The following is a 17,778-nucleotide window of genomic DNA, read 5'->3' as shown; positions in this document are numbered from 1 at the left end:
CTGATATTTACTTTCCGCGCTTGCGCTCAAGATAGCCGACAACGATTTTCGTCCCTATCAGGAGCAGTTAATGGCGATAAAAAAGCAGGCCAGGGCGACAAAAGCCCAGGCCACAAAGCAGTTTGGCGTTCTTGCCATGACGTTACTTGTCATCAGCGCCATGTTTGGCGGCGGGGTTTTTAATATCCCGCAAAACATGGCGCAGTCGGCGGCGCTGGGCGCCATTCTTATCGCATGGATGATTACCGGGCTGGGGATCTTCTTCCTGGCGAGAACCTTTCAGATCCTTGCCGATGTGCATCCCGAAATGACCTCCGGGATCTACATGTACTCCCGCACGGGCTTCGGCAAGCTGACCGGCTTCCTGATTGCGTGGGGATACTGGATGTCAGCGGCCTTTGGCAACGTCGGCTACGCCGTTCTGTTGATGGATGCGCTGAACTTCTTTTTCCCACCCTACTTCAAAGGCGGTAACAGCTGGCAGGCCATCACCGTGGCGTCGGTCATTATCTGGGCGCTGAGTATTTTTGTGATGCGCGGCGTGAAAGGCACTTCGGTGCTCAATAGCATCGGCACCGTCGCGAAGTTTATTCCCGTCGTGGTGTTTATCGTCGTGCTGGCGTTCTTCGCTTTCAACCACCATCTGATGGGATCGGATTTCTGGGGCCATCTCCGCGATAACGCGCTACAGGACAAACCGCTGGGCGATATTTTTGATCAGGTCAAAAGCACCATGCTGGTAACGCTGTGGATGTATATCGGCATTGAAGGGGCGGTCGTGATGTCCGATAAGGCCGATGGACGTACCGTCGGTCGCGCCACCTTTCTCGGCTTTATCATTGCCACCGTCCTGTTTGTGCTGGTCAGTATTATTCCGTTTGGCGTCTTCTCGCAGGGTGAGCTGGCTGCCATGGCGGCGCCCTCCACGGCCTCGATCCTTAAAGCGCTGGTCGGGCCCTGGGGCGGTATTTTTATCAATGTCGGCGTGATTATCGCGCTGCTCTCCTCCTGGCTGGTGTGGACGCTGCTGGTGGCAGAGCTGCCGTGGGCCTGCGCCAAAGACGGCACCTTTCCAGAATTTTTCGCTAAAACCAATGCTAACGGCGTCGCCTCGCATTCGCTGTGGGTCTCCACCCTGGTGATGCAGGCGGCGATGCTGCTGGTCTTTTTCTCCAATAACGCCTGGAACGTCATGCTGTCGATCACCGGTGTGGTGATCCTGCCCGCCTATATCGGCTCCGCGGCCTTCTTATGGAAGGTGCTGGCAACGAATTGCTACCCGCAAAAGGCCCGGTTCAGCCGCGCCGGCGCGCTTGTCACCAGCGTTCTGGCCACGCTTTACGGCATCTGGCTGGTCTATGCCGCCGGACTCTCTTTCATTCTGGTGGGATGCGCCATTTACGCCATCGGGCTGCTGGTCTTTATCCGCGCCCGTAAAGAGCAGTCGCCCGACCAGCCGCTGTTTACCCGCAACGAAGGTCTGCTGGCGCTGCTTATCGTCATCGCTGCGCTGGTCGGTTTGTGGATGCTCTTTACCGGCCATCTGCCCCAGGTCTATCAGCCATCGTAATCAACCTTAATTTCATCACTCATTTATAAGTGGAGTTCCCATGACAACTGACATAAAGCCCTGTAATAAAACCTATACCGTGGGGAAATGGATGCCTGCCGATCGGCAGACCCTGCATGGCTGGATGCTGAAAATCATGCGTAAAGCGGAGGCAAGCAGCGAGCCTCTGCTGCCCGTGGTCGATGCGTTCAAAACCTTTATCGAGACCGATCCCAGGGCCTGGATGCTGTTTACGCAAATGTTTGATGAAGTGAGCGAGGATGAAGCCCACCAACTTTCGCCAGCCGGACTGCCGCAGGTGCGCGATTATCAGCATATGCTCGCACTGATTAACGTCATCATGACGCATGCCCCGGAGTTCGATGAAACGGGCCTGGTTGGTTTCCCTTTCAATGCCATCCTCAACTGGTCAATGGCGACGCAGGGCGGCTGGAGTGGCTTTCTCGACGAGCGCATTAATCAGCATATCAAAGCGATACTCAATGAGTGGGCGGTCTTTCTGCGCTCAAAAGAGAGCGCCGCCGTACTCAGTGACGATCCGCGCTCGGGGTGGTTTGGCGAGGATGCGCGCCGGGCGATGCCGACGTTTGTGGACGACTTTATCTGCGAACCTTCGCTTCCCCATCACGGTTTTACCTCCTGGGACGACTTTTTTACCCGCCGTTTTCGTGAGGGAGTCAGGCCGATAGCCGCGCCGGAAAACGATGATGTGGTGGTAAATGCCTGCGAATCTGCCCCCTACCGGCTGGCGAAGGAGGTAAAGCTGAAGGATAAATTCTGGATCAAATCACAGCCCTACGCGCTGCAATTTATGATGAACAACGATCCGCTGGCATCACATTTTGTGGGGGGAACAATTTATCAGGCGTTTTTAAGCGCCCTGAGCTATCACCGCTGGCATGCGCCCGTCTCGGGCCGCGTCGTTAAAACCCGCATTATCGACGGCACCTACTACTCCGAAACGCTAAGTGAAGGGGAAGATACGGCCGGGCCGAATGCTTCCCAGGGCTATATCACTGAACTGGCGAGCCGGGCGCTGATCTTTATTGAAGCGGATCATCCCGGCATCGGGCTGATGTGCTTTATGGCCGTGGGCATGGCCGAAGTCTCGACCTGTGAAGTGACCGTTTATGAAGGGCAGACCATCCGTAAGGGCGATCAGCTCGGCATGTTTCACTTTGGCGGCTCCACGCACTGTCTGTTTTTCGGACCGCAGGTGGATATTGAGTTCGATCTCAGGGGACAGACGCCGGGCCTGGATAGCAGCAGCATCCCCGTCAACAGCGCGCTGGCACGCATTATCAGCCGCTAATTTCAACAGCCGGGGAGCATCTTCTCCGGCCTTCTCTTACCAGTGCAGTCGAGTTTTTATGAAAATATCTCATTTCGTTGCCAGTCATACCTTCAGGGGCGTCATGCTGTCGTCCGTTATTATTTTCCTGAGCGCCTGTGCTTCCGTGCCGCAGAGCATACGCGGCGAGCCGGGCGCGCTAAGCCCGGCATCATTCGAAAAAATTTCGCAGGCGCCTTCGTTATATCAGGGCCGTGAGGTGCGGCTGGGCGGTAAGGTAATAAACGTCATTAATCTGCCTGAAAAGACCATTATGGAAATTGCGGTCCTGCCGCTCGCTCGATCGGCTAAACCGGTTCTTGGGGATAGCTATCAGGGGCGTATTCTGGCGTACAGTAAAAACTTTATCGACCCGGTAAATGTGCGCCATCACTATATTACGGTCCTCGGTCAGATTGAGGGCACGGAGTCGCTAAAAATCGGGCAGACGCCTTACCGGTTCCTCAGGCTAAATGTCGCGGGTTATCAGGTCTGGCAGCAGGAGGAGAACTTTATTCCGTTTGATGGTATGAGCTACGCCTGGTCCCCCGAATGGGGTTATCCACTGCCGGGTGACGGCCTTAACGGCGTCTATCCGGTCGCCGATGGCTCATATCTGGTCAGGTAACGATAACAACCAATCCGCGACGGGACACCGTGGCGGATTTTTACTCTCGCCTCCTTCAACGTTTACTCGCGACGCCTTCAACCTCCATTCACCACGCCTGTTCCGTCAGGTCCGACCAGGAAAAATTAATCACGCGCAGCCCCTTTTTCGCTGCGTCCTTCACGACATGTATGACATGGTCTGACGGACTTTCCTCTGCGGGCTCAGGCTCGTTAATCATATTGAGTTCCGGTTTTACCGGGGTAAGAGGAAGCTCTTCCGGGTCGGTAGAGAACCAGGTATAGAAGAGGAAGATAAATAACAGAGCGGCGGCGACACTGCGTTTTTTCATATTAACTATGTCCATTAATAAAAAAATGCCAGTCTTAGAGACTGGCCTGAAAAGGTGCGAAATACTCAGCAGAAGGGTTTATTACCCTGAGCGTTCCGAAATAAAACCCGCCACGATCGGGCCTGCGCAGGCTAACCGGCGTTTTTCACCGCATCGACGACTTTCATATTCGGATTCGTTTTACACTGGCGGGTTATTTTGGGGATATAAAGGGTATCGATCTGATTCATATCGATAAAATCACCGCCCTTAAAATCAATATCCTTATTCAGTGCCCAGAAGGCGACGGGCGACATTGCTTTTGGGTTGAGGTTAATAAACTCTTTACAGCTCATCTCCGTCGGCGCAGATGACTCAGCCCAGGCGCTGCAAAATGGAGCTGAAATCGCTGTGCAGAGGATGAAAGCAGAGAGGGGGGTTTTTACGTTCATAGCTATCTCCGGGTTAATTATTCAGGGTTAAATTCTTGCAGGCAGCGCCCGACGCATCATCAGAATGCCCCAGGCGGTAAAAAGCATCTCAAGGCCAATAAAGAGGGTGGTAATAATGAAGGTCTGGGTTTCACTGCTGGAAAGCCAGAGAGCGGCGATGATGAGATCCAGAAGACCAATCAAAATCTGCCAACCCGCTCCGCTGCCTTTGCGCAGGCTAATCCCTGCGGCTATACGCGAGATGCCGCCGAAAATAAACAGAAAGCAGATAAGGGTTGTCAGCGAAATCATTCCGCCGACGGGGTTGATAAGCAGTGAACAACCCATAATCAGCCATACCAGACCAAATATGACCGTCAGTAGCAGCGCTTTCTTTCCCCGGTGACGAAAGATAAAACAGCTGCCCAAAGCATAAAGGCCACACAGGCAAAATAAAAACCCGACCAGATAGCTGATATAAACCCCCATGACAAAGGGATAAACCAGACAGCACAGGCCACAAATAAGCAGAAGCACAGCCATGATAGTTGCTGAACGTCGATAGTGTTGGAATGCTTTAGTGCTGAGCTGACTCAGTTTTTCATTACTGATAATTATCATTATCATTCCTTTTTTTATTAATCATTTTCTACCTTTTCCAGGGGCGTGTTGACGAACCGTCGTAGGATAATGCACGCGTTAACAGGGATAAATAAGAGGGAAGGGTGAGGGGGTTCAGTTCTGTCCTACAGCTGTAGGCGTAATCATTCATTATCAACGTCCGGCTCTGATTACGCCTGGCGGCGTTATTAATTAGTATTTACTCCCGCAGGTTAATTATTAAGAAGGACATGAAAATGAAAGAAATCATTATTGCTGGCGTACTGACCTCCATGCTGGCGACCTCACCGGTATGGGCTGCATCCACGGAAACGGCCTCATCCAGCGTCGCCGCTTCAGCGTCACTGCAAAAAGAAGTCACCGATGCGCAGAATATCGCTACCCAGGGGATGGTCGCGGTGCGTGATATCCGTCTGGCGCGCGTTGCTATCTTTCAGGGGCAGCCTGAAATAGCCAAAAAGCTGACCGCTGACGCACAAAAAATGCTGGCAGATGACAGCACCGACTGGACCCGATTTGAGAAGACCGACCATAAAGCCAGAATGATCGATGATAAGTATGTGATCATCAATGCCGCCATCGCCGTGTCAGAAAACTATATTGCCACGCCAGAGAAAGAAGCCGCGATTAAAAAGGCCAATGCCAGGCTGGCAAAAGGTGATAAGAAAGGTGCAATGGAGACGCTGCGTGAGACCGGTATCGGTATTATGGAGAATCAGGAACTGATGCCGCTGAATCATACGCGTCATGATGTGGCTGAAGCTCAGCGCATGCTGAATAACGGTAAATATTACGAAGCTAATCTGATGCTTAAAAATGCGGAAGATGCCATCGTGGTGGAAAGCGAGGTCGTCGTCGACCGCTAGCTGACTGCGCGTCATACTCCGTACTCCGGTTTTATTACCCGATGTGTCTGATGAAAAAGACAGGGATGTTTTTTCTGCCTGGCCAGGACTCCGTGCTTTTACGTAATTTTGAATCGCCTTGCCAGCTCGACCTCCAGCTCCTGCACAATTTGCGAGACCTCATCAACTATCACGTTGCGGACAGGGCGGGAAAGCTGGGAAGGAGATTTCTCCTCCACATCGCGACAGCATCGTTGCAGCGCATCAATTTCCAGGATCTGAGCCGAGCCGTGCAGGCGATGAATCGCCCGCTTAAAGGCAGCCCGATCGTCCTGCTCAGCCGCACGTTTTGCCGCCGCCAGGTCCTTCGCCGTCTCCCTGCGAAAGGTGGTCAGGATCTCGTCCGTCAGGGCGCGATTGCCCTGCGTATTGGCGTTCAGCAGGCAGACTTTTACATGCTGGGTGTGTGGCGCCAGTGCCTGCTCAGAGGGCAGCTTACACAGCGCCTGCGCGAGTTTATCCAGGGAGAGTGGCTTAAACAGGCAATCATTCATACCGCTCTGTAAACAGGCTTCACGCACCTGCGGCAGGGCGCTGGCCGTTAAACCCCAGATGACCAGATCGGCCTGCTGACCGCGCAGCGCCTGGGTCAGTGCCAGGCCATCGCGCTTCGGCATATTCAGGTCGGTGATAAGCAGATGATAATGTTTTTTGAGACACCGCTGCGCCGCCTCCTCGCCGTCCCGCGCTTCATCAACCTCATAACCGAGCGCGTTCAGCTGCCGCTTCAGCAGCAGGCGGTTCACCGGATTATCATCCGCGATCAAAATCGACAGGGCAGGCAGCGGCGCCATCACAGGGCGTGCGCAGGTGGCACCTACCGGCGCCGCCTCGGCGATCTCAACGGGCAGGATTATCGTCAGGGTCGTTCCCTTACCGGGCGTACTGTTCATCTCCAGCGTCCCTGCCATCAGGCTGACTAATTCCCGACAAATAACCAGACCCAGTCCCGAACCGGTCTGCTGCCGTCCCTCTTCACCCTGAACGTAACGGTGGAAGAGCCGTTTTTGCTCCTGCTCATCGATCCCACAGCCGGTATCGCGGATGACCAGCGCCAGACGTCCCGGTGTTGCTGTCTCCTGGGAGGGGATAAGCGTTGCCGACACCTCAACGCAGCCCTGAGCGGTGAATTTCAGCGCATTACACACCAAATTGGTGACTATTCGCCGCAGGGCATGGGGATCGAGAAGCAGCTGAACCCCTGGCGGCAGCTGCATGCTGCACGTCAGGGCAATATTTTTATCGGCAGCCTTAATATCAAACGTACGACAAATCTCGCCAATCAGCGCCGCCACGTCCGTCCACTGCGCCTCGCATTGATAATTTCCGGTCTCAATTTTATCAACGTCGAGGATATTGCCAATTAACCCAAGAAGAGACTGCGCGGTAGCGGTGGCCAGCTCAATAGCTTCCTGGCTCTGCTGGGGCGTCAGATGCTGTCGGGAAAGCAGCTCCAGAAAGCCGACAATTGAACTGACCGGGGTACGTATTTCGTGGCTCATACTGGCCAGAAAGTGACTTTTGGCCTGGGTGGCGTGAATTGCTCTGTTTTTCTCGGCTTCCAGACACTGCGACAGGGCTTCCCGCTTTGCCAGCCGCTGCTGTAGCTCCCGTTCACTCTGCCCGCGCTTGTGGAATTTGTGCAGCAGAAAGTAGCCCCAAAACACCATCAGGAGAAAAATAAAGGCGGCCACCGTCAGCACCAGATAAAACGGCTTACTGTATAAATTCCATGTCTCGATTTCGACATTGGGCATCTTTGACCATTTCCCCACCATTTGCAGCATTTCACGCGGCGGGATGACCTGCAGCGCCTTATTCAGGATCGATTGCAGTTCCGGCTCCTCGCGGGCGGTGGCGATCCCCACCAGCGCCGAGGGGATAACGGAGAGAGGGGCGTAGTGCAGGCGCTGAGGATAATAGCGCGACACCAGATAGTTAGCGGTAATTTCCGTGGTAACCGCAGCATCCGCGCTCCCCTCCGCCACCATCGACAGCGCCATGGAAGAGTTATCGGCCAGCATCCATTTTGCGTGCGGGTAGCGCGCCTTAAGCTGCTCGCTGATGGCGAAGTGGAGCGGTATCGCAATCCGCTTAACCTGTTCAAGCGGGGCTTCCGGGCTGACGTTGAGCGGGGAGATGGCCACATAATGCTGGCGGATCCAGGGGATGCTAAAGCCTATTTGCGCCTGTCTCGCCTCACTCAGGGTCGCGGCCGCGATTAAATCTCCTTCATGATTAAGCATTTTATGCCGTATCTCCTCGTTAGAATTGACGGCGACGGGCTCAAATTGCAGTCCTGTTTGCAGAGAAATGATATTCAGTAAATCAGCGGTTACCCCGCGCAGCGTGCTGTTTTTATCCACCATGGACAGCGGCGGGTAATAGCGGTTAATCAGAACGCGAAGCCTGGGGTGGGCTTTGATCCATCTCTTTTCCCGCGCCGTTAAGGATAAGGGATTGTTCAGAAAAGAGAGGTTGCCCCGTTCCAGCCAGTACTGCGCCAGCTGATCGTGCTGTTCATTTGAAATAGCGGAAATAAACCGGTTAAGCACCTCGTGCAGTTGCGGTTGATTAGCCTGTGTAAGAAAAACGACCCCCCGTTGCTGCCCGTTAAGGTAGCGAACAATCGTCAGGGACTGCGGGAAATACTTCTCGATGTTATAGCTCGCGGTGACGTTATAGCCGAGAAAATAGTCGCTTTTGCCGGTAGCGACGGAGAGCAGCGCCTGATGCTCATCGTCGTAAAATCGGAGTATAGCCTTAGGAAAGTTTTGCTCAACCGCCCGGGCGGCGGGATAGCTGCGGTGAACAGCGACGGTGACCCGCTCCCGGCTCTGCGAAAGCGGTAGCGGAAACGCGCGATTCTGCGCGGCGACTAGCGTCGAGTGAAAGGTCATCAGCGCATGAGTGCGTTGAAACGGCTTCCCTGGCGTAGCGTTGCTGTCGGGAAGAATAAGCAGGGCGTCCACCTCGTTATTCTGCAACGCGGCGGAGGCAAGCGCCAGTGAGTCATATTTTTTAATAACCACATTTATGCGCAGGCTGGAGCGCAGCAGGAACAGATAGTCGGCGAGCATCCCCTGATAATCGTCATCGGGATAATGAAAGAGAAGCGGCGAGACATCCGGCATAGCGATACCAATAAGCAGGTGGTCCTTTTTCCCCAGCCAGCGCGCCTGGTCCCCGTTTAAACGGATCTCTTTCACCGGGGTGATATAGTGCCCCTTTATTTCAACGTTATAGGGTAACGCTGTCGCAAATGACGAAAACATCAAAAATAATAAGGGTGCCAGGAGAATGCTGAGCTTGTTCATTGTTCACCAGATTTTATTCCGCTGAGCGAAATCATACAGTTCAATCAGAGATGGACAATTCAGCTTTTCCATGAGTCTTATTTTATAGCTACTGACGGTTTTATTACTGATATGCATTTTACTGGCAATGTCGGCGTAGCTGGTGCCGTTCAGAATATAACGCAGTACATTAATTTCCTGCGTGGAGAGGGAGTCCAGTTTTTTCTGCTCCGATGTGGCCTCACCTGAAAAGTGATCGAGAGAAAAGGGGAAATAGCTATACCCATTGCTGGCGGCCTCAACGGCGGCAATGATACTGTTCATCCCCTCTTTTTTGCTAATAAATCCATTCGCGCCCAGTGCCGCGCTGCGCTTGCCATAGAAGAGTTCATTCTTGGCGGAAATAACGATAATAGCCCCGGAATAGCGCCTTTTCCGCAGCTGCTCAAGCACTTCTATTCCACTGAGCGAAGGTAAATCAACATCAATAATAACCAGGTCTGGCTGAGTTATCTCCACGGTCTTAATGACTTTCGCACCATCATCCAGCTCAGAAATTACGTTGATACCCTGGGTATCAAGCAGATTGCGAATAGCAATCCGGGCAAGGGGATGATCGTCAACAACGATGGCTTTCAAAACATAATTTCCTTCTAAAAAATAAGCATGAAAGAATCTTCACGGCGATATTCCGTCTTAATTAAGAAGAGTGATGGGCAAAGCTGAAGAGATGCTAAATGAAAGCGGTCATTCAAACTCAGAAAGTAAGCATATCACAGGCATTTAATTCACTGGCTAAATGAAAACTAAATGAGGCGAAATCAACACGTGTAGATGCTTATCAATATCATTTAACGTGTTTCCCGGCGTGCGATTATCGTTAACAGATACCGTTAAGGATATATCTACATTCTTACCTTTCTGTTAAAAACCAGATTTTCCTGCGCGGCGTAAGAAAAATAATACGTTTCAGGCAGCATTGTCTGCTACCAAAAAAAACAGCAACCCTTAGGCTAAACAGTGGTTACAAAGAGTACTAACCCTGTCATTTTCCCCGCCGTCGCCTTTTATTACGGCGAAAGAGAGTATTGTGTGAAAGATTCTGGTATTGAAAAAGTCCTGTCGAAGAATAAAAAGGGCATTGTCGTCCTGCTGCTTATTGTGCTGCTGGTATGCATTGCCGTCGCGGCTTACTGGCTGATTATGATCAACGATCGGCAAAGTACTGATGATGCCAATGTCGCAGGCAATATTAATCCCATCGCTTCCCAGGTTGCGGGAAATGTGGTGACCATTAACCACGCTGACACCCAGCTGGTGAAGAAAGGCGATGTGCTGGTAGTGCTGGATGACACGGATGCGAAAATAGCCTTCAAAAAGGCACAAAGCTCGCTCGCCTGGACGGTACGCCAGATTCATCAGCTGGCCCTACAGGATGGGCAGTATTCCGCCGATGCCGACAGGGCCGCCATTGCGTTGAATCAGACGCAAGCCGATTTCAGACGTCAGCAGCAGCTCTACCAAAAAGGTCTGATCGCCCGTGAAACGCTGGAACATGCTGGCGATGCCGTGGCGAGCGACAAAGCGTCGCTGGCGGCTGCCGTCCAGCTTTACCAGGCAAACAGGGCGCTGCTGCTCAACACCAGGCTGCGACACCATCCGCAGGTTCTCCAGGCGGCGGATACCCTGCGTGAAGCCTGGCTCGCCTTACAGCGCACCATAATCCGCAGCCCGGTTACCGGTTATATCGCCGGGCGCAGCGTGCAGGTCGGGCAGACGGTGGCCGCCGGACAAACGCTGCTTTCGGTCGTGCCGCAGGATCAGATGTGGATCAATGCCAATTTTAAAGAGACGCAGCTGAATGCGGTGAAGATCGGTCAGAAGGTCAATGTGGTGATCGATCTCTATGGCAGTAGCCTGGTGTTTGATGGCTCAGTGGAGGGGATCGGCATGGGCACCGGCAGCGCATTTGCACTGCTGCCGGCGCAAAATGCGTCAGGAAACTGGATCAAAGTGATCCAGCGCGTACCGGTTCGGGTGGCGCTCGATCCCCGGCAAATCCAGCAGTACCCGTTGCGCATTGGGCTTTCCGCCACGGCGACGATTATCACCGCAGACGGCACTTCAACGGCGGCGCAGGCGCTGGCGCAAAAGGTATCGCCGGTGCCGGCGTGGCGCAGTATGGCCCTGGTGCTGGATACCGCTGACATCGACCGTCAGATTGAGCAGGTCATCGCTCAGAATGGAGGACTGTGATGGCCGCCGCCGCTGACGCTCCGGTCCCCCTGAAGGGGGGGATGCTGATCATGGTTACCGTCGGATTAGCGCTGGCAACCTTTATGCAGATGCTTGACTCGACGATCTCTAATGTGGCCATTCCGACCATTTCTGGCTTCCTTGGCGCGTCGACGGATGAAGGAACCTGGGTGATCACCTCCTTTGGCGTGGCGAACGCCATCTCACTGCCTGTCACTGCCCGGCTGGCGCTGCGGCTGGGGGAAGTCCGGCTTTTTACGCTTTCGGTCACGCTGTTTGTAATCGCTTCACTCTGCTGTGGCCTGGCAAACAGTCTCGATCTGCTGATCGCTTTTCGCGTGATACAGGGACTGGTCGCCGGACCATTAATCCCTCTCTCGCAAAGCCTGCTGCTGCGGAACTATCCCCCCGAGAAGCGCACGCTGGCGCTGGCGACCTGGTCAATGACGGTGATTATCGCCCCAATCCTGGGTCCAATATTTGGCGGTTATATCTGTGAGAATTACCACTGGGGATGGATATTCTTCATCAACGTACCTATGGGAGTGATTGTCGTGGTGATGAGCGTGTTTCTGCTTAAGGGGCGCGAGACGGTCACCCACCCGGTTAAGCTCAATCTTACCGGGTTGAGCCTGCTGGTAATGGGGGTTGGAAGCCTGCAAATTATGCTCAGTAAGGGTAAAGATCTGGACTGGTTTAGCTCACCGGCGATTGTTGTTCTGGCCGCCGTTTCGGTTATTGCTCTGACCTTACTGATTATTCACGAAACGCGCAGTGCGAACCCGATAGTGGATTTTACCCTGTTCAGGTCGCGCAATTTTTCGATTGGCGTACTGTGCATCGTCTGCGCCTATCTCATCTACTCCGGTGCAATCGTTCTTATGCCGCAGCTGCTCCAGGAGGCCATGGGTTACACCTCCTTGTGGGCTGGACTCGCCTACGCGCCGATTGGGTTTATCCCGCTGATTCTGGCCCCCCTAATCGGCCGTTACGGTAACAGGATGGATATGCGCCTGCTGGTCACCTTCAGCTTCATCGTCTACAGCATGTGTTACTACTGGCGGGCGGTGATCTTTTCCCCTGATATCACCTTTTCCGCTATTGTTTTACCTCAGTTTATCCAGGGATTCGCCATTGCCTGCTTCTTTCTGCCGCTGACCACCATTTCGCTTGCCGGCCTTCCGTCAGACAAGTTCGCCAGCGCGACCAGCATGAGTAATTTTCTGCGTACGCTCTCTGGCTCCATCGGCACCTCATTAACCATTACGCTCTGGAGCCGGCGTGAAACGCTGCATCATAGCGAATTAAGCGAGTTTATCCGGCCGGGTAATCCTGCCTGGCAGCAGACAGAGCAGGTTTTACAGGGTATGGGGCTTAGCCCGGCGCAGACTCTGGCCTGGGCAGACCAGCAGATCACCCAGCAGGCACTCCTGCTCTCCGCCAATGAGATTTTTGCCCTGTCCGCTGCGGTATTTTTGTTTCTTACCCTGCTGGTGTGGTTCGCTAAACCCACCCTGGAGAGGGTAAGACATTAACTCCACGATCGGGATCGCCGCCCTGCAAGGCCCGCTGCGCATAACAACGCCGGCGGCGGGAGGGCTGGTGGCGCCAGTGAGGGGTTTTCATTGCTTCAGGAGGGGTTAAGTTTCCTGTCAGGGCGTCACATTAGCTACCTTATGTCCGTTTCAGGCGGGGGACCGGTGCGTGGCGGATTGCAGCAGGGGCTCGCCGGGCGAATCACGAAGGCGCTCACCTTTATTCCAGCCAGGCGAATATTAACCCCTTCTCGGGGGGCGTCCTGAAAAAAAAGGGTTATTGGCTGATTATGCAGGGTTTAAGTTAGAAAAAAATCGAATTTTCACGCCCGCGCTGAGACTAACTCCTCACAGAGATGATCGAATACAATAGAGGCTGGCCGCTCAGGAGGCCGCGTAAACCGCCGGAATATGTCACGTAATCCGTAGCTGTACCTTTACATCTACCCTGTCGCATCAATTAACTTCATCAATTACTATATCTTTGCATAAGACAGTTTTAACCATCTCATTAAAAACCCCTGTACAATAGTGGTTACCGACTTCTGTCAGTCGTGGAATTTTTGTTTAGTAAATTTAACGTAATCAGGGTGATGGAATGCTTGAATTTTTTGACGTCAGTTACGATGAACTTAAAGGCGTACAGTCGGATGAACTATACCGCCTGCGCAAGAAAACCTTCAGTGACCGGCTGGGCTGGGACGTTGTGTGCAACAGGGATATGGAGTTCGATGAGTTTGACACGCCGGGAACGCGCTACCTTCTGGGTTTGTATCAGGGTCAGCTAATCTGTAGCGTACGTTTTACCAGTCTCGATCAGCCTAATATGATAACCCACACCTTTAAGGCCTGTTTTGACGATGTGCCGCTGCCGCCGGGTGAAAGGGAGTCGAGCCGCTTTTTTGTTGATAAGGCGCGTGCGCGTCAGCTGCTGGGTGAACGGTATCCCATTAGCCAGTTACTGTTCCTGGCGATGATTAACTATGCCCGCCACTATAGCTACAATGGGATTTACACGATCGTCAGCCGGGCAATGCTGACCATCCTCAAGCGTTCAGGCTGGCAGATAAAGCCGTTAAAAGAGGCCTGGCTCAGTGAGAAAGAGCGTATTTATTTGCTCTTTTTGCCGACGGACAGGGACAGCCAGGCGCAGATGGCCGCGAAAATTAATGCCACAATCCATGCTTCTGAGTCGTCACTCGTCAGCTGGCCGATGTCACTTACGGCTACGACTGCGTCGGCGTAATCAGCTCCAGCTCAACGCCCAGCCGGATTGCCTGGCGGGCGTTACTCACCCCCAGTTTGCTGACCACGTTGCCCATATGAAACTTCACCGTCCGGACAGAGATACCGGTAATGGTGGCGATTTCCGCATAGGTTTTTCCCATACTTGCCCAGTACAACACCTCATTCTCACGTGTGGTGAAAATAGCTTTATTGTTGCTGGCGTCCGCATGTCCCCGGCCCGATGAGACGGAGTGCACCAGCCGGTACATCTGCTCGTTAATCTCAATCAGATGCATCTGCATGGTGGCGCGGTCGGTTGAAAGAAGCCCTTCCAGATGATCCTGCACGTTGCGGTCAATGATTATCGATAACAGCGCAAGGTTGTTAAAGTGGTCATGGAGGACAAAGGTGAAGCCATTAAGGATGTTGTACTGCTTCGACAGTGAGAAAATTTTCGTAAACTTCAGGTCGGACATCAGGGTGATGTTTTCGTCCCAGGCAAAAGGAGAGGTCCGTCTGAACGCGGTGAGTATAACCGGGTCGGTATGCTGGAGGTTATTGGTACGGTAAAGGTTCACCCATTCGTCAGGATAACTGGAAATAATAAGAAGATTTGATGGATTTTTCTTGCTGACGACGGTGTATGCATACTCCGGGCTGCCCAGGTATAAAAGTTTCCTGTCGATATAATTACGGAGTGTCTCCGTTATTATCTGATTTTCCTGAAATATTGAAAACATGTGGACTCCCTGAAGATCTGAGCTTCCCTGTTTCAGCATGGTGATGTACTTAAGTACAGGGTGATGCAGTACTTAAGTACAACTTACGGAATCAGGCTGAAGACCTATAATAGATTCCGTAAGCTAGAGGCAAAAAAAACCTGACATCAACTGTCAGGTAGCTAATTTAGCCGACACCAGGGAAAAACCTTTCCGGGCAGACGGGGCATAAAAAAAGCGTTCGCTGTCCGGAAATTCTTACTAATTTAACACCCCCATTTTGTCCTTTCAAACCGTATGGCAAGCCACTCCGGCATCTCCTTTCATGCATTATCTTAAAGTTCATATGCTTAGCTGAAGAATTCACTGATTAATTTTTTTTGATAAAAAACACTGCAACTGTTTGTCTCAGTGACCTGTTCCTGATGATTCCAGCTAACAACCCTCACACATCGCTTACCTGTAGGATAAATAAAATCATCATGGGCTGTACGATTTACCTTCCCTCCTTTGCGCAGGCAGGTATCATAAAATGCTTCGCTGCGCGGCCGCAGGGGTTGACTCTCTCTCCCTCGCCGACAGGCAACAGGATAGTAATAAATGTGGAGATATTATGAGTAAGTCGACGTCCGTATTGTTGTTTTCAGCCCTCTTATTGGGTGCCGTGCCGCTGGTATCAACGGCCTGGGCCGCAGACGAGCAGTCCGTGCAGCCCCAGCCCACCCCGGACCAGCAGGCGCCTGCCGCACAGTCCCCCGATCCTCAGGCCATTCCCGCGCCGGCACCTCAGGGGCAAAAGCCCGCGCAGAATCAGGACGGCGATAACGCGGCTCAGCCGGATCCGGCACACCCTTATGAGATCACGTCCTTTTTTGCAGATTTCCAGCGCTTTACCCTCGGCAGCGTGGTCCCGGATCGGTACCGTACCAAAAAGTATGAGATTATCGACTGGAAAACCCGTCACCTTCCGCCACCTGACGAAGGTACCAGCTGGACCTATATGGGCGGAAATTACGTATTGATTTCCAAAGAAGATGGGAAGATTTTAAAAGCAGAGTCGGGCGACATTTTCTACAAGCAGTAATCGCCCCGGCGGCGGCGATGCCGCTCCTCTCCCTTACTCTTCGCTTAGCGAAACCTGGCCCGCAGTGGTTGATGCGGGCTTTTAGCCGTGCGCTGAGGGCTGCGGGTCGTCAGACACCGGGTATTTATTTTGCTGGAGCACAAACCAGGAGGGCGGAACGTGCCAGGGCGCCTGGGTTAGCTGATTGATACCACGTTCAATAATGGCTGACGCCTGCTGCCACAAATCGCGATCGCCGTCGGTCAGCAGCGTGATCTGTACCCGTTTTTCAACCAGATAGACGCGAGCGAAATCGGCGTTAAACTGAATAATAGAGCGGGTATTATCAATAATATCTGCGAGTTTTATGGTCTGCGCGTCGGCTGAAGCCTTTGCTGTATGGCGAAAGTGGGCAACCTTTCGCGCCGCGCGGTTTTTTGCCTGTGGCTGTTGCGCATCGGTGAGCATTTCAACCAGGCTGGCAACCTCAGGGCCAAAGTGGCTGTCGATATCGGCAAGCGTGCTGGACGTATCCTCTACCGTGTCATGCAGCCAGGCGGCAGCCAGCATGACCTCGCTGTCGGTCACGCTGCGCACCAGTTCAACCACCGCAGCCGGGTGTACAATGTAAGGCTCATCGGTGTATTTTCGTCGCTGCCCCGCATCTGCATGTGCCCTGGTCGCATAGCGTCTTGCCCGTTCTTCCAGTGAATGCATCACCCTTACCCCCAGAGATTAAAATTTGCTTGCAATTATGTAGCGTGCTATTTATATTTTTGCCATGGATAACAAACAAGATGACAAAAAAGCGAAAGACACGCCACTGTTGCTCGATCAACAGCTCTGTTTTGCGCTTTATTCTGCCAATCTGGCGCTGCATAAGCTCTATCGCCAGCTCCTGACCCGGCTTGATATTACCTATCCGCAGTACCTGGTAATGCTGGTGCTGTGGGAGCGGGATGATGTAACCGTGTCGGAAATTGGTGAGCGGCTGTTTCTTGACTCTGCCACGCTAACGCCGCTGCTGAAAAGGCTGGAAGCGGCGGGGCTGCTGAACCGGCAACGCTCGCGCAAGGACGAACGTCAGGTGGTGGTAACCCTGACCGAAGAGGGTAAGGTATTACGCAATAAAGCGACGGGCATCCCGGAATCGGTGCTCTCTGCGTCATCCTGTGATGACGTGACGCTACAATCGCTGAAGCAGGATTTAGAAACCCTGAGGGATAATCTCAACGGGTGAAGTATTCAGTCTCACCCTCTCCTGAGTCTGTCGGCCAGACCACGCGTTTAGCATGCTGGCCCGGATCCACGGAGAAGAGGCAACGGGATGCGCGTTATGCGTTATCCGGGTCTATAATAGTAAAAACCGGTTTATAAATCGTGCGCGATAGAGTCGCACAAAATATAAAACACCAACCGCAGGAGTTTTACCATGTCTTTAGAAAAAGTCGTTTACCGTGCAAAAGCAAAAGCCACCGGTGGTCGTGATGGCCGCGCTACCTCTTCCGACAACGTACTGGATGTAAAACTGGGTGTGCCGAAAGAGATGGGCGGCGCGGGCGGTGAAGCCACCAACCCCGAGCAGCTGTTCGCGGCGGGCTACTCAGCCTGCTTCCTGGGCGCGATGAAATTTGTTGCGGGCCGCGACAAAATTGCCCTGCCAAAAGAGGCGTTCATTGAAGGCGAAGTCGGTATCGGTCCTATCCCAACCGGCTTTGGTATTGAAGCAAAACTGAACATTCATCTGGAAGGGATGGATGCAGCAGAAGCGAAGAAACTGGTCGATGCTGCGCACATTGTCTGTCCTTACTCTAATGCCACCCGCGGCAATATTGATGTGACCCTGAATATCATCAACGAATAGTTAGTGCTTACCAGGGCAGCGTC

17 protein-coding genes are annotated in these 17,778 nt (G+C 53.0%); 10 read left to right on the top strand and 7 right to left on the bottom strand.

What is annotated here, in order from left to right; all coding sequences use genetic code 11:
- Positions 1-70: 70 nt before the first annotated feature.
- From ACLRGG_RS12580 to ACLRGG_RS12570, 3 genes are read left to right on the top strand one after another with little or no spacing between them, the layout of a single operon-like run.
- A complete protein-coding gene (locus ACLRGG_RS12580) occupies positions 71-1,570 on the top strand; it encodes a basic amino acid/polyamine antiporter (RefSeq protein ID WP_416250085.1) in 1,500 nt (499 codons plus the stop codon).
- A gap of 40 nt (positions 1,571-1,610) precedes the next feature.
- Positions 1,611-2,882, top strand: coding sequence for a phosphatidylserine decarboxylase family protein (locus tag ACLRGG_RS12575; protein ID WP_416250084.1), 1,272 nt, complete (start codon positions 1,611-1,613; stop codon positions 2,880-2,882).
- A gap of 58 nt (positions 2,883-2,940) precedes the next feature.
- Positions 2,941-3,528, top strand: a complete 588-nt coding sequence (locus ACLRGG_RS12570; protein WP_416250083.1) for a Slp family lipoprotein — start codon at positions 2,941-2,943, stop codon at positions 3,526-3,528.
- 88 nt (positions 3,529-3,616) lie between these two features.
- Here ACLRGG_RS12570 and ACLRGG_RS12565 read toward each other — a convergent pair whose 3' ends face one another.
- The 3 genes from ACLRGG_RS12565 to ACLRGG_RS12555 form a co-directional block, all read right to left on the bottom strand.
- Positions 3,617-3,859 (bottom strand): hypothetical protein, encoded by a 243-nt coding sequence (locus ACLRGG_RS12565; protein WP_416250081.1) that lies wholly within the window; start codon positions 3,857-3,859, stop codon positions 3,617-3,619.
- A 131-nt stretch (positions 3,860-3,990) separates the two neighbouring features.
- The gene (locus tag ACLRGG_RS12560; RefSeq protein ID WP_416250080.1) at positions 3,991-4,290 is read right to left on the bottom strand and encodes an HdeA/HdeB family chaperone; all 300 of its coding nucleotides are present in this window, start codon (positions 4,288-4,290) and stop codon (positions 3,991-3,993) included.
- A gap of 27 nt (positions 4,291-4,317) precedes the next feature.
- On the bottom strand, positions 4,318-4,890 hold the full coding sequence (locus ACLRGG_RS12555) for a DUF308 domain-containing protein (RefSeq protein WP_416250079.1): 573 nt from the start codon (positions 4,888-4,890) through the stop codon (positions 4,318-4,320).
- A gap of 236 nt (positions 4,891-5,126) precedes the next feature.
- Here ACLRGG_RS12555 and ACLRGG_RS12550 point away from each other — a divergent pair, with 236 nt between their 5' ends.
- A complete protein-coding gene (locus ACLRGG_RS12550) occupies positions 5,127-5,756 on the top strand; it encodes a YfdX family protein (protein ID WP_416250078.1) in 630 nt (209 codons plus the stop codon).
- A 98-nt stretch (positions 5,757-5,854) separates the two neighbouring features.
- Here ACLRGG_RS12550 and ACLRGG_RS12545 read toward each other — a convergent pair whose 3' ends face one another.
- Together ACLRGG_RS12545 and evgA are read right to left on the bottom strand one after the other, a co-directional pair.
- Positions 5,855-9,112, bottom strand: a complete 3,258-nt coding sequence (locus tag ACLRGG_RS12545; protein WP_416250077.1) for a response regulator — start codon at positions 9,110-9,112, stop codon at positions 5,855-5,857.
- 3 nt (positions 9,113-9,115) lie between these two features.
- Positions 9,116-9,730, bottom strand: coding sequence for an acid-sensing system DNA-binding response regulator EvgA (gene evgA / locus ACLRGG_RS12540; RefSeq protein WP_416250076.1), 615 nt, complete (start codon positions 9,728-9,730; stop codon positions 9,116-9,118).
- Between the two features lie 468 nt (positions 9,731-10,198).
- Here evgA and ACLRGG_RS12535 point away from each other — a divergent pair, with 468 nt between their 5' ends.
- The 3 genes from ACLRGG_RS12535 (at position 10,199) to ACLRGG_RS12525 (ending at position 14,128) form a co-directional block, all read left to right on the top strand.
- Positions 10,199-11,347 carry an EmrA/EmrK family multidrug efflux transporter periplasmic adaptor subunit gene (locus ACLRGG_RS12535; RefSeq protein ID WP_416250118.1) on the top strand — a complete coding sequence of 383 codons (1,149 nt, stop codon included), beginning with the start codon at positions 10,199-10,201 and terminating at the stop codon, positions 11,345-11,347.
- Positions 11,347-12,882, top strand: a complete 1,536-nt coding sequence (locus ACLRGG_RS12530) for a DHA2 family efflux MFS transporter permease subunit (RefSeq protein WP_416250075.1) — start codon at positions 11,347-11,349, stop codon at positions 12,880-12,882. The genes ACLRGG_RS12535 and ACLRGG_RS12530 overlap by 1 nt, the downstream gene beginning before the upstream one ends.
- 598 nt (positions 12,883-13,480) lie before the next feature.
- Positions 13,481-14,128 (top strand): acyl-homoserine-lactone synthase, encoded by a 648-nt coding sequence (locus ACLRGG_RS12525; protein WP_416250074.1) that lies wholly within the window; start codon positions 13,481-13,483, stop codon positions 14,126-14,128.
- On the opposite strand, the gene ACLRGG_RS12520 is transcribed toward ACLRGG_RS12525, so the two are convergent.
- Positions 14,109-14,849 (bottom strand): helix-turn-helix transcriptional regulator, encoded by a 741-nt coding sequence (locus tag ACLRGG_RS12520; RefSeq protein ID WP_416250073.1) that lies wholly within the window; start codon positions 14,847-14,849, stop codon positions 14,109-14,111. The genes ACLRGG_RS12525 and ACLRGG_RS12520 overlap by 20 nt on opposite strands.
- 592 nt (positions 14,850-15,441) lie before the next feature.
- On the opposite strand from ACLRGG_RS12520, the gene ACLRGG_RS12515 reads away from it, so the two are divergent.
- Complete coding sequence (locus ACLRGG_RS12515) at positions 15,442-15,912, top strand: RcnB family protein (RefSeq protein ID WP_416250072.1); 471 nt, start codon at positions 15,442-15,444, stop codon at positions 15,910-15,912.
- Positions 15,913-15,993: 81 nt separating this feature from the next.
- Here the strand turns inward: ACLRGG_RS12515 and ACLRGG_RS12510 are convergent, their stop codons facing one another.
- Entirely contained in the window at positions 15,994-16,611 is a 618-nt protein-coding gene (locus ACLRGG_RS12510) for an HD domain-containing protein (protein ID WP_416250071.1), read from the bottom strand.
- Between the two features lie 61 nt (positions 16,612-16,672).
- Here ACLRGG_RS12510 and ACLRGG_RS12505 point away from each other — a divergent pair, with 61 nt between their 5' ends.
- Both ACLRGG_RS12505 and ACLRGG_RS12500 read left to right on the top strand, forming a co-directional pair.
- A complete protein-coding gene (locus ACLRGG_RS12505; protein WP_416250070.1) occupies positions 16,673-17,131 on the top strand; it encodes a MarR family winged helix-turn-helix transcriptional regulator in 459 nt (152 codons plus the stop codon).
- 192 nt (positions 17,132-17,323) lie between these two features.
- Positions 17,324-17,755 carry an organic hydroperoxide resistance protein gene (locus tag ACLRGG_RS12500; protein WP_416250069.1) on the top strand — a complete coding sequence of 144 codons (432 nt, stop codon included), beginning with the start codon at positions 17,324-17,326 and terminating at the stop codon, positions 17,753-17,755.
- The last annotated feature ends 23 nt before the right edge of the window (positions 17,756-17,778 follow it).

The organism is Erwinia sp. PPS120 (assembly GCF_047918655.1).
GTDB lineage: Bacteria > Pseudomonadota > Gammaproteobacteria > Enterobacterales > Enterobacteriaceae > Erwinia > Erwinia tasmaniensis_A.
Note: the sequence above shows the minus strand (reverse complement) of the source record. Positions and strands in the feature narration are given on the sequence as shown.